Source organism: Cetobacterium somerae ATCC BAA-474 (genome assembly GCF_000479045.1).
Lineage (GTDB): Bacteria > Fusobacteriota > Fusobacteriia > Fusobacteriales > Fusobacteriaceae > Cetobacterium_A > Cetobacterium_A somerae.
Genome location: NZ_KI518203.1, coordinates 26,545 through 38,167, shown reverse-complemented (window position 1 = coordinate 38,167; position 11,623 = coordinate 26,545). Strand labels below are relative to the sequence as shown.

Here is an 11,623-nt window from a genome sequence, read left to right as displayed (position 1 = left end):
GGATTTTAACATATAAAGCAAGGAAAAACCATAAGAAATTTGTATATAAAACTAGGGAGAGTTTAAAAATAAGGAGGTTGTTTGTATGACGGGACGAGTATCAAATTAGAAGAGGTTAATAACTTTGAAAAAAAATTACTAAAACATGGAAAAATTTTAACATTAAAACCTAAAGAGGATATTATAAATAGCTTTTTTCTAGAAAAAGGTCACAATGTTGAACATTTAAAAGTAGATTCTAAGAGTAATGATGAAATTTATGAGGTTATAGCAAAAGAAAGTATTGTTAAAACTATGAGCGGTTTAAAAGATCGAGAACGATTTATAGGTATTTGGGCTTTAGATACTCTTTTACATTTGGATCGATTGGATTTATATTATGTTTTAAATAAATTTTATCAGGTTTTAGTTGAAAAAGGATTGCTTTATCTTTCTTTTAGATTTGGGGAAAAAGATTATTTTAAAGAGGGAAGATGGAATACTTGTTTCACGGAAAAAGAGTTAATGGATTTAGTTGGATTTACTGATTTTGATATTTTAGAAATGAGTAATCAAGATGATTATATTAATGTAATATTAAAAAAGTGAGATTTTTAATCTCACTTTTTTTATCGATTATACTTTTTCGTTAAAATAGATATTTTTTGAGAAAGATTGCTATCTAAAAAAGATTTATCAACTCTCCAAATCCAGTTGTTTCCTAGGGTAGACGGTGTATTCATTCTACTAGAATCATCTAAACCTAAAAAATCTTGCATAGGAGCTACAACAAGTTGTGAATTAGAGCTCCAAAGAGCCTCAATAAACTTCCAATTAATGGAATTATCTTGAATATTTTTATCTTTTAAAAAATTATCAAGATAATCATCACAAAATATTTTATCTTTTTTGTTTATAGTTTCATACCATCCAACGACAGTTTGGTTGTCATGAGTACCAGTATAAGCAATACTTTTTTTAGGATATTTATGTGGTAGATAATCACTTTCTTCCCTTGAGTCAAAAGCAAATTCTAATATCTTCATTCCGGGAAAACCTGAATCTTTTAAAAGTTTATAAACTTTAGGAGTTAAAAATCCTAAATCTTCCGCTATAATATCTAAATTACCTAAAGAATTTTTAATAGCATTAAATAATTTCATTCCAGGCCCTTTTTCCCACTTTCCAAATCTAGCAGTTTTTGCTTTAGCAGGAATTGACCAAAAAGATTCAAAACCTCTGAAGTGATCTATTCTAACTGTATCGTAGAGTTTAAAACAACTTTTGATTCTTTTAATCCACCATTTAAAATTATTTTTTTCAATATATTTCCAATTATATAATACATTTCCCCAAAATTGCCCATCAGCACTAAAAGCATCTGGAGGGCATCCAGCAACTTTTGTAGGTTGTAACTTTTTATCAAAGCAAAACATATTAGGATTTTCCCAAGTGTCAGCACTATCAGTAGCTATAAAAATAGGAATATCTCCAATAATTTTTATTCCTTTATTATTAGCATATGATTTTAATTCATTCCATTGCTTGTCAAATAGATATTGTAAAAAAATATGGAAGTTAATTTCATCTTGAAGCTCAAGTTTAGCTTTTTTTAAAGTTTTCTTATCTCTAAATTTATAATCTCTAGGCCATTCTAACCAGGATTTATCGTTGAATTTATCTTTAATAGCCATGTAAAGGGCATAGTTCTCAAGCCACCAAATATTTTTATTTTTAAAATTATTTAAAGTGTATAATAAATTTTTATTTTTAAAGTTTAAGAAGGCTTTTTTTAAAACTTTATATCGATCTATATATAATTTATCATATTGTATATTTGATATAGTATTTAATTCAGATAAGGATTTAAGATCCTCTTTAGTTAAGATATCTAATTCTATTAAAGAATTTAAGTCTATAAAATATGGATTACCTGCAAAAGCAGAGAAAGATTGATAAGGAGAATCACCGTAGCCAGTTATTCCCATTGGAAGAATTTGCCAATATTTTTGATGACTTTTTTCTAAAAAATCAACAAACTCATAGGCACATTTTCCAAAATCACCAATTCCATAGTCGCCAGGTAGTGATGTTATATGTAAAAGAATACCGCTTGATCTATCTTTCATGAAAATACCTCACTTTTAATTTATTGTAAATGAGGCACCAACGGGAGGAAGGTGCCTCAAAAGGGAATTATTATATAAAATATATTATATTAGAACCAAACTTCTGCTTGAACTCCAACATTTACTCCATTTTTTCCACTGTAAGAGTTTAAATCAGATTGGAAAGCTTTTTGATAGTCATTATCCCATCCAGCCCAAGTAACAAATGTTCTAATTTCAGGTCTAGCCCAGAAGTCATTTGAATTTAACTTAAATGTTGGTGCAAATGTAAGCTTATAAAGGTTTCCATCTACATCATTACCGTTATCTTTTTCTTCTGTCACATAGTAGTAACCAGCTTCAAATTGAAGTTCAAAGTTTTCATTGATTTTATAAACTGGTCTAGCAACAACGCTAACCCAAGTTGATTTAAGACCATCAACATCAACCGAATAAGAGTCTCCTTGAGGATCTAAAAGAGTTGCATTGTAATTAAATTTACTATTTTTATTATGTTGAGCAACAACTGTTGTAAATAAATCCCACTTTTCATTAATAGGTAAAACTCCAAAAGTACCAAGTCTAGCAGATAGTGCATCATCTAAATTTTTCTCTGCTCCTCTACCAGCGGTTCCTAAACCATCTCCTGCATTAAGTCCATAACCAACTTGTGCAAAAATTTTCGAGAAACCTTTACCACTCCAGTAATATCCAGGTGTATTATAGAATATTCCCAGTTGTAATCCGTAATCAGCGGCACTATATGTATTATAATCTCCATTTTGGTTATTTATAGTTCTATTTTCATTATCTTTAGAAAAAGCAGCTCCTAAGTCGAACTCCCAAGATCCAATATCATATCTAGCAAGTAAATTTACAACATTTAAACCATCCTCTTTTGAAGAATTAGTAACAGGACCAACAGAATCATAACTATCGTAATCTCTAGCTATAACTCCTAAATCTAACATTCCATCTCCAATTTTTATATTATCTATTCCAGCTCCAGTTCCTGAATAATCAGTAAAATAGAAATCTGTTATATGAATATCTCTTCTATTATAGAATCTTTTACCAGCCCAGATTACAGATTCCTTGAAAGCTCCTGAAAATACTGGAAGATTTCCCATTTCAGCATAAGCTTGTCTAAGAGCTACATTTTCATTCCAATCGTTATAATCATCAGTTCCTTTAGCAAACATGATATGCCATTTAGACCAAGAACCATTGTCTAGGTAGAAATTTTTAACTAATTCAGCTTCAATATAAGTATCGCTTTCATTACCAAGTCTTCCAACTCCATTTTTATTAAATACTTTTCCTTTTTTTAAATCATTATTTGCATTTAAAAGAAGTCCAGATCTACCATATCCATGAAATTCAAAACTTGGATGCTCTTGATTATACTCTAATTTAGCAATTCTATCCTCTAAAGCAGATACATCATAAGAAGCTGTAACAACTTCAGGAGTTTGAACTACCTCTTTGGCAAAAGTTTTTTCTCCAACTGTTCCAGCAAGGATGATACAAGATAAAAGTGTAAGAATTTTGTTAATTTTCATAAATTTGACTCCCCCTGTATTTTATTTTTTTGTTTGTTGTAAAACTGATACAACATTTCATACCAATATATTTATAACATTTTTTTTAATTTGTCAATAATAAAACTAAAATTTCTTAAAAAAAACATAAAAATAAAAAAAAGTACATATTTTTTTAAAAAAACTATTGACTATTGTTAAAAAATGAGGTAATAATATTGTTGTATTTAAAGTACAACAAAAATCAAGGAGGGGTAAAATGAGAAACATTTTAAAAAAACCGCTATTAGTTTTAGCAGCAGGAACATTATTTTCAACAATAGCTTTAGGTAAAGCCACTGAAATAACTTTATGGGAACAGATGGAACCAGCAGTAAGACCTACTTACATAAAAATAGTTGATGAATTTATGAAAAAGAATCCAGATGTTAAGGTAAATGTAGTTCATTATTCCAATGAAGATTTAAGAACTCAGTTTCAAAATGCATCTTTAGCAGGTCAGGGTCCAGATATAGTTTATGGTCCAAATGATAATATAGGAATTTTTATGGTTTCAGATTTAATCAAGCCAATTGATAAAGTTGTATCTAAGGATTTAATTCAAAAATTTAATGAAGGAGCTTTAAAAAGTGGTATGTATGATAATCAATTATATCTACTACCAGAATTCTTAGGAAATCAAATAGCTCTTTTATACAATAAAGATATGGTAGCTAATGCACCAAAAAATTGGGAAGAGTTTTTAAAAATAGCACAGGCAAATAGAGCTGTAGACGCAAAGGACAAAGCTAATTCTAAATATGGATTCCTATATAATGAAAAAGAACCATTTTGGTTTGTAGGATTCTATAATGGATTTGGAGGAGAAATTTTTGATAGCAAAAATAATCCTAATCTAGATAACCAAGCTATGGTAGATGCTTTAACTTTTGTAAGAGATATTAGAGCAAAGTATGACTTAGGAGAAGCAGGAATGGATTACGATATTGCTTCTCAACTGTTTAAACAAAAGAAAGCTGCTATGATATTAAATGGAGCATGGTCTTGGAAAGAATACGAGGATGCTGGAATAAACTTGGGAGTAGCTCCTATGCCAATTCCTTCAAAAAATGGTTATGCATTATTTACAAATGCATCTAAAGGATATTCATTATCAGAAAATACATCAGATAAGAAAACAGAGGCTTTAAATAAGTTCTTTGATTATATTTTCTCTCCAGAGATAAATGCAGAAATTTCTTTAAATCAATCACAAGCTCCAGGAATAGAGGCAGCTAGAGAATTGCCACAAGTTAAAAACGATAAATTAATGCAAGATTCAATTGAAACAATTAAATATACTGTTCCTATGCCAGTTGTGCCAGAAATGAGAGCTATCTGGGATGCTATGAGACCGAACTTAGAAGCTGTTTTAAATGGAAAAATGACTCCAGAAGATGCAGCTAAAAAGATGCAAAAAGATGCAGTAGACGGAATTAAAATTATTAAAGGTGAGTAATTAAATTGAGAGGTTGGATTTTATCCAACCTCTAAAATTAAAAGGAGACGATTATGAGTGGAAAAGGAAGACTAGTAGGTAAAAATACACCATATTTATTTATAGCACCAGCTTTTATAGTGATGGCAATAATGGTATTTTATCCTTTAGGCTATGGATTTTGGTTATCTTTAACAAATATGAGTTTAAGAACATTTAAAAATCCTGGTTTTGTAGGATTACAAAATTATATTAGAGTATTTCAAGATCCAGAAGTATTAGCAACTTTTATTAGAACTATAATTTGGACTTTTGTAAACGTATTTTTTCATGTAACTATTGGATTATTTTTAGCAATATTACTGAATAGAAAACTACCAGGAAAATCTATTTTGAGAGTTTTTCTTATAATTCCTTGGGCAATGCCTCAATATATAGCAGCTCTTACTTGGAAAGGTATGTTTAATCAAAATTTTGGAGCTATAAATTTAATGCTAGGTTGGTTTGGAATACAAAATCTACCTTGGTTAAGTGATCCAAAGCTAACTTTTTATGCAGCAATAATAACAAATATTTGGTTGGGATTTCCATTTATGATGATGATAACATTAGGAGGATTACAATCAATTCCAGCGGAATTATATGAAGCAGCTGACATAGATGGTGCTAGTCCTTGGAGTAAATTTAAAGATATAACACTACCTCTATTAAAGCCAACTCTAACACCTGCAATTATATTAGGAACAATTTGGACGTTTAATATGTTAAATATCATAATCATTTTAGCTGGTGGATATGGAAACAAAGAAACACAGATATTAGTAACAGATGTTTATAGATTGGCATTTAATTTCTATAGATATGGATTTGCAGCAGCGTATTCAGTATTAATATTCCTATTTTTACTTGTATTCTCTGTAATATATGTAAGAAAGAGCAATATTTTTAAGGAGGAGTCAAGATGATTGAAAAGAACATTCATTTTGAGAAAAATGACAGTTGGAAGAAAATAATTGGAATTTACACAATATTAATAATCTTTTGTTTGATAACTTTATATCCCCTATTAAATGTTTTATCTGTAGCTTTAAGACCGGGAGACCAATTGTTTTCAACAAGTTTAAGAATAATACCTGAGGATGCTACTTTAGATAACTTCAGAAAAGCCATATTTGAAACGGATCTTTTAATTTGGTTAAAAAACTCTCTTATTATTTCAACATTAACAGCTATAATAGGAGTATTTATATCAATAACTGCAGGATATGCATTTTCTAGATTTTCATTTTGGGGAAGAAAAGTTGGTATGATGACATTTTTAGTAACACAGATGTTTCCAGCACCAATGTTATTGTTACCAATGTTCATAATATTAGTAAGATTGAAATTAATGAATAGCTTTTTAGGATTACTAATTCCTTATGTAGCAGTGTCTGTACCTTTTTCAGTTTGGATGTTAAAGGGATATTTTGATACAATACCTAAATCATTAGAAGAAAGTGCATATATTGATGGTTGCAAAGTTTGGCAAGTTATGTATAAAATAGTGTTGCCAGTTTCAACTCCAGCCCTTGCAATAACTGCTTTATTTTCTTTTATGACAGCATGGTCTGAGTTTGTAATAGCAAGAATAATTTTAACATCAGCAGAAAAGTTAACTCTACCAGTTGGACTAGTTAATCTTCAAGGTTCTTTTAGTGCAGAGTGGGGAACATATTCAGCAGCTGCACTAATAACAAGTGTACCAGTTGTAATACTGTTTATTAGTCTATCAAGATATCTTGTAGGTGGATTAACTGTTGGAGGAGTTAAAGAGTAGGAGGATATTTTGATAGAAAATGAAAAAATTTTAGAAAATTTAGAAAAAATTGGATTTGGAAGAAAAGAGGCTGAGGTATTTTTAGAACTTATAAAAAACCCAGGATCTAATGGATCTCAAATCGCAAAAGCTTTGGGTTACCCTAGAACAACAGTTTATCAAAACTTAGATATTTTACAAAAAAAAGGGTATATAAACTCATATTTAGATAAAGAGATAACTTTATATGAAGCAATTGATTTAAATGAGCTTTTTGAAAATTATAAAAAAGAGGTAAGCACAGCCACAAAATTTTTAAAAGATGAACTTAATAAAGTTGAAGTTAGTGGCAAACAAAAACAATTTTATAATTTAAACTCATTTGAAGATGTTAAAGATAGATTTAGAAATATCTTAAAAAGAGCTGAAAAAATTGTGTATATAAATACTAATTTAGATCTATTTGAATTTGAAAAAGACTTCAAAAGATTAAAAGAAAAGGGTGTTAGAGTTATACTATTTAGTTTTAATAAAATAGATTACGATAGTCTTGGAGTTGAAACATATATAAGAGATAGTTTTAATTTTAATATAACTAATTCAGAAAAAAGAATTATGGTAGCTGTTGATTTATTTGCAGCAATAATTGCTAGTAACTATGAAGGTGAATTTTGTGGAACATATTCTGAAAATAAACTTTTAATTAATATAGTTACTGAACATATAAAAAATGATATTCACTTAATGAAATTAGAAAATAGATTTGGGAAGGATATCAATAAAATAATAACATTAGATTTTTAAAAAGAGAGGGGAGTTAGATGAAAAATCTATTTTTTTTAGGAGCTTTATTATCGACAGTTGTAATAACAGGTTGTACACCAACAACACCAATAAAAGAAAATACTTCTATAGTAAAAGAACAAGGAGTTAAAATATATGGTGTGAAGGATACTACTTCAAGGGATTATCCATTAATATTAAAAAATAATGAGATATCAACAGACAAATTTTTTATGAATATTTCATTTAATAAAGATAGTATTGATGTTTCAATAAAAAATATATCTAAAGACGTTATTTTTATAAATTGGTCAGATACAAAATATATAGGATTTAACGGAAAAGAGCAAAGACTTTTTGATGTAAACGAAAAATCTAAAGGATTCTATACAAAAGCTTTAGACTTTGGTTTAAGACCAGGAGAATCTACATCAGCAAAATTAGTTCCTGTTGACAATTTAAAAGTTTTATTTGGAAGTTCAACAAGTTCTCAAGATATCTTTATTGATAAATCTTTATTTGAAGGAGAAAAATTAACAAGAGATTATGCACAAATGATTATTCCTATAAATCTTGATTCTAAAAAAGGTCCAATAATAACACCAAATATATATTTTGGAAATGGTGTTAATTCTAAAGAAGTACATCAATTATTACAAACTAAAGTGAATAAAAAAATAGTTAAATCTAATACGCAAGAAGCATCAGAATTAAAAAATATAAAGGCTGAAAATAATAAACTAAGCAATGAGATAAACAATAAAGATGAGATAATTAAGCAATTAAAAGAGAAAGCTAGATTAAAGGCTGAATTAGAGAAAAAAGAGTTAGAGATTCAAGAACTTATGAAAAAATTAAATGAAAAATAATAAGTGAGGAGAATAGAATATGCTAATTGAGAAAAATCTTTTAAAAGGTAGAATAGAAAAACAGGTAGAAATTTTATTTAATAAAAGTATAGATGAGGCAAACTCTTTTGAAATTTACCAAGGACTGAGTAAGGCTTTAATTGAAACAATTTCTAAAAATTGGTTAGAAACTAGAAAAAAATATGAAAGTGGTAAACAAGCATTTTATTTCTCAGCAGAATTTTTGATGGGAAGAGCTCTAGGAAATAATTTGATAAATTTAGGAGTTGAAAAAGAAGTAAAAGAGATATTAAAAGAACTTGGATTAGATATAAATATAGTTGAAGACGCCGAAGAGGACGCAGGTTTAGGAAATGGTGGACTTGGAAGACTAGCTGCATGTTTTATGGACTCTTTAGTAACTTTAGATTTACCAGGACAGGGATATGGAATTAAATATAAAAATGGAATTTTTAAGCAAAAAATAGTTAATGGATTCCAAATTGAAACTCCAGAAACTTGGTTAAAATATGGTGATGTTTGGACAATATGTAGACCATTTGATGAAGTTATAGTTGAATTTGGTGATAGTAAAGTTAGAGCAGTTCCTTATGATATGCCAATAATAGGGTATGGAACTGAGAATGTGAACACTCTTAGATTATGGGAAGCTAAATCTATAAATGAGTTAGATTTAAAGGCTTTTAATGATCAAAATTATGATAAAGCTTTAAAGGAAGTTAATGAAGCAGAGGATATATCTAGAATTTTATACCCTAATGATTCAACAAACGAGGGGAAAAAACTTAGATTAAAACAGCAGTATTTCTTTACATCTGCATCATTACAAGATATAGTAAGAAAATTTAAGAGATTACATGGAACTGATTTTGGAAAATTACCAGAATTTGTATCAATTCAACTAAATGATACTCATCCAGTAATTGCAATACCAGAACTTATGAGAATTTTATGTGATGTAGAGGGTCTATTATGGAAAGATGCATGGAAAATTGTAGAGAAAACATTTGCATATACAAACCATACGATATTATCAGAAGCATTGGAAAAATGGTGGATTGGACTTTATGAAGAGGTAGTTCCTAGAATATTTCAAATAACAGAAAGAATTCACTTTCAATTTTTAGATCTTTTAGAAGAAAAATATCCAAATGATAGAGCTAAGAGAGAAAGAATGTCAATAATCCAAGGTGATTTAATACACATGGCATGGCTTGCTATATATGGATCTTTTGCGACTAATGGAGTTGCAGCACTGCATACAGATATTTTAAAGCATATAGAGTTAAAAGAGTGGTATGAGCTGTTTCCAGAAAGATTTTTAAATAAAACAAATGGAATAACTCAAAGAAGATGGCTACTTCAATGTAATCCAGAATTATCTAATTTAATAACTGAATTAATTGGAGATAGATGGGTTACAGATTTTTCTCAAATGAAAAATTTAGAAAAATATTCAGCAGATAAATCGATTATTGAAAACTTCTTAAATATAAAATTAGAAAAGAAAAAACAATTAGCAAAATATATTGAAGAAACTCAAGGAATAAAAATTAATCCAGATTCAATTTTTGATATTCAGATAAAAAGATTACATGAATATAAGAGACAACTTCTAAATATATTTCATATTTTAGATTTATATTATAGATTAAAAGAGAATCCAAATTTAGAAATTCATCCTGTAACATATATATTTGGAGCAAAATCTGCTCCAGGATATATGAGAGCTAAAGGGACAATTAGATTAATCAATGAGGTAGCAAATCTTATAAATAATGATAAAGATATTAAAGATATGATAAAAGTTGTATTTATAGAAAATTACAATGTTTCAGCTGCTCAACTTTTATTCCCAGCAGCGGATATATCAGAACAAATATCAACAGCTGGAAAAGAGGCTTCTGGAACTGGAAATATGAAATTTATGATAAATGGAGCTTTAACTTTTGGAACTTTAGATGGAGCTAACGTTGAAATTGTTGAAGAGGCTGGAATAGAGAACAACTATATTTTTGGATTGAAAGTTGAAGATATAGAAAAGTTTAAAAAAGAGGGATATAATCCAAATATTCCTTATAGAAATACAGTTGGATTAAAAAGAGTTGTAGATGCTCTAATAGACGGGACACTAAATGATGAAGGAACAGGACTTTATAAAGAATTATACGATTCATTATTAAAAGGAGCTTCTTGGCACAAACCAGATCAATATTTTGTGCTACAAGATTTTGAAGCATTTAGAGAAACACAAGAGAGAATAAATAAAGAGTTTTCTAATAGAGAAAATTGGGGAAAGAAAGCTTGGATAAATATTTCAAATGGTGGTAAGTTTTCATCAGATAGAACAATAGATGAATATGCAAAAGAAATTTGGAAAATCGCCCCTCAAAGAATTTAATATAAATAAAAACTACCATATATTTATGGTAGTTTTTGTCTATTAAAAATTAGGAGTTGAAAAATGAAGATACTTGCAGTTAGTGATGAAGCAACGTTGGAGAGATATTCTCCTGAAATTTTAAAAGAGATGTTTAAAGATATAGAATTAATAATATCTTGTGGAGATGTTAGTAACAAATATTTAGATTACCTTTTTACTGTTTTAAACAAAGAGCTAGTTTATGTTAATGGAAACCATATATACGCAGGGGATCACGATATAAGTTTTTGTAAAAATATAGATGGAGGAGAAAATTGTACGGTAAAAGGAATAAAAATTGTTGGATTTGATGGAAGTCAAAGATATTCAATGGGAGCACATCAATATAGCGAAAAAGATGTTTTTTTTATGGTTATGAAAAGTTATGTTAAAACAATGTTTAAAACAGTTGATTTAGTTATTAGTCATTCACCTATTGGGGGGATAAACGAAGGTGATGATCCAATACATAAAGGTTTTAATAGTTATAGAAAAGCAATTGATCTTTTAAAGCCAAAATATTGGTTACATGGACATATCCATTTAAAAAGTCACCATGAGATTCAAGAGGGCCAATTTGAAAATACAAGAATAATAAATGTATTTGGATATAAGGTCTTAGATTTGGATTTCTCCTAGGAGGAAA

10 protein-coding genes are annotated in these 11,623 nt (G+C 28.7%); 8 read left to right on the top strand and 2 right to left on the bottom strand.

Annotated elements, in window-relative coordinates; translation table 11 throughout:
* Positions 1-81: 81 nt before the first annotated feature.
* On the top strand, positions 82-588 hold the full coding sequence (locus HMPREF0202_RS12215; RefSeq protein WP_023049680.1) for a hypothetical protein: 507 nt from the start codon (positions 82-84) through the stop codon (positions 586-588).
* Between the two features lie 20 nt (positions 589-608).
* Here HMPREF0202_RS12215 and malQ read toward each other — a convergent pair whose 3' ends face one another.
* A complete protein-coding gene (gene malQ, locus HMPREF0202_RS12210; RefSeq protein WP_023049679.1) occupies positions 609-2,108 on the bottom strand; it encodes a 4-alpha-glucanotransferase in 1,500 nt (499 codons plus the stop codon).
* A gap of 89 nt (positions 2,109-2,197) precedes the next feature.
* Positions 2,198-3,649: a carbohydrate porin gene (locus tag HMPREF0202_RS12205; RefSeq protein WP_023049678.1), complete on the bottom strand. Its 1,452-nt coding sequence runs from the start codon at positions 3,647-3,649 to the stop codon at positions 2,198-2,200.
* A gap of 238 nt (positions 3,650-3,887) precedes the next feature.
* Here HMPREF0202_RS12205 and HMPREF0202_RS12200 point away from each other — a divergent pair, with 238 nt between their 5' ends.
* The 7 genes from HMPREF0202_RS12200 to HMPREF0202_RS12170 all read left to right on the top strand — a co-directional run bounded on the left by HMPREF0202_RS12200 (position 3,888) and on the right by HMPREF0202_RS12170 (position 11,616).
* Positions 3,888-5,126, top strand: coding sequence for a sugar ABC transporter substrate-binding protein (locus HMPREF0202_RS12200; RefSeq protein ID WP_023049677.1), 1,239 nt, complete (start codon positions 3,888-3,890; stop codon positions 5,124-5,126).
* A gap of 53 nt (positions 5,127-5,179) precedes the next feature.
* Positions 5,180-6,070 (top strand): carbohydrate ABC transporter permease, encoded by an 891-nt coding sequence (locus tag HMPREF0202_RS12195; protein WP_023049676.1) that lies wholly within the window; start codon positions 5,180-5,182, stop codon positions 6,068-6,070.
* The gene (locus HMPREF0202_RS12190) at positions 6,067-6,924 is read left to right on the top strand and encodes a sugar ABC transporter permease (RefSeq protein ID WP_023049675.1); all 858 of its coding nucleotides are present in this window, start codon (positions 6,067-6,069) and stop codon (positions 6,922-6,924) included. The genes HMPREF0202_RS12195 and HMPREF0202_RS12190 overlap by 4 nt, the downstream gene beginning before the upstream one ends.
* 9 nt (positions 6,925-6,933) lie before the next feature.
* Positions 6,934-7,707, top strand: a complete 774-nt coding sequence (locus tag HMPREF0202_RS12185) for a TrmB family transcriptional regulator (protein WP_023049674.1) — start codon at positions 6,934-6,936, stop codon at positions 7,705-7,707.
* A gap of 17 nt (positions 7,708-7,724) precedes the next feature.
* Positions 7,725-8,555 carry a hypothetical protein gene (locus HMPREF0202_RS12180; protein ID WP_023049673.1) on the top strand — a complete coding sequence of 277 codons (831 nt, stop codon included), beginning with the start codon at positions 7,725-7,727 and terminating at the stop codon, positions 8,553-8,555.
* Between the two features lie 19 nt (positions 8,556-8,574).
* Positions 8,575-10,956 carry a glycogen/starch/alpha-glucan phosphorylase gene (locus HMPREF0202_RS12175; RefSeq protein ID WP_023049672.1) on the top strand — a complete coding sequence of 794 codons (2,382 nt, stop codon included), beginning with the start codon at positions 8,575-8,577 and terminating at the stop codon, positions 10,954-10,956.
* 63 nt (positions 10,957-11,019) lie between these two features.
* Entirely contained in the window at positions 11,020-11,616 is a 597-nt protein-coding gene (locus HMPREF0202_RS12170; RefSeq protein ID WP_023049671.1) for a metallophosphoesterase family protein, read from the top strand.
* Positions 11,617-11,623: the final 7 nt, after the last annotated feature.